The sequence below is a fragment of the Pedobacter sp. 05L430 genome (assembly GCF_056397585.1).
This window is the reverse complement of sequence record NZ_JBFTNT010000599.1, coordinates 1-669: the sequence shown is the minus strand read 5'-3', so window position 1 is coordinate 669 and position 669 is coordinate 1. Positions and strand designations below refer to the sequence as shown.

The window sequence follows — 669 nt, the reverse complement described above, 5'->3', positions numbered from 1 at the left end:
GGTTAATTACAGTCATGCCAGGAAGCATTTTCATTAAGCCTATGTCTTCAAGAATCTGGTGAGTTGCACCGTCTTCCCCAAGGGTTAATCCAGCATGGGAAGCACATATTTTTACGTTTTTGTCAGAATAAGCTACCGATTGGCGGATCTGATCATAAACCCTGCCTGTAGAAAAATTGGCAAAAGTTCCTGTAAAAGGAATTTTACCACCAATGGTTAAACCGGCTGCAATACCAATCATGTTTGCCTCAGCAATACCAATCTGGAAAAAGCGTTCTGGGAATTCTTTAATAAAGGCATCCATTTTTAAAGAGCCCACTAAGTCTGCGCATAGTGCAACTACTTCAGGATTTTTTTTACCTGCTTCAAGTAATCCTGCTCCAAAACCAGAGCGGGTATCTTTTTTTTCAGTGTATGTATATTTTTTCACGAGTTTTCTATTTTTGTTTAACTGTGTTCAAGCTTGCTGCGCAGGTTTTCACGAGTTTTCTATTTTTAGTTAATGGTGTTCAAGCTTGCTACGCAGGGTTTCATTAAAAGCTAWTTAATAATCTTTTAGCGTACTTGGTAATTGGGCAAGAGCTAGTGCAAGTTGCTCGTCGTTTGGCGCAACACCATGCCATTTATGCGATCCCATCATGAAATCAACACCTGCACCCATTACCCATT

The 669-nt window shown here is 40.0% G+C and carries 1 protein-coding gene and 1 pseudogene; both read right to left on the bottom strand.

The window, feature by feature from the left end; genetic code table 11:
• On the bottom strand, nucleotides 1–430 hold a 430-nt coding region (locus AC1DG9_RS27545; RefSeq protein WP_477635761.1), incomplete at its 3' end, for a transketolase family protein.
• Between the two features lie 114 nt (nucleotides 431–544).
• Nucleotides 545–669, bottom strand: a pseudogene (locus AC1DG9_RS27540) (transketolase); the annotation flags it as partial.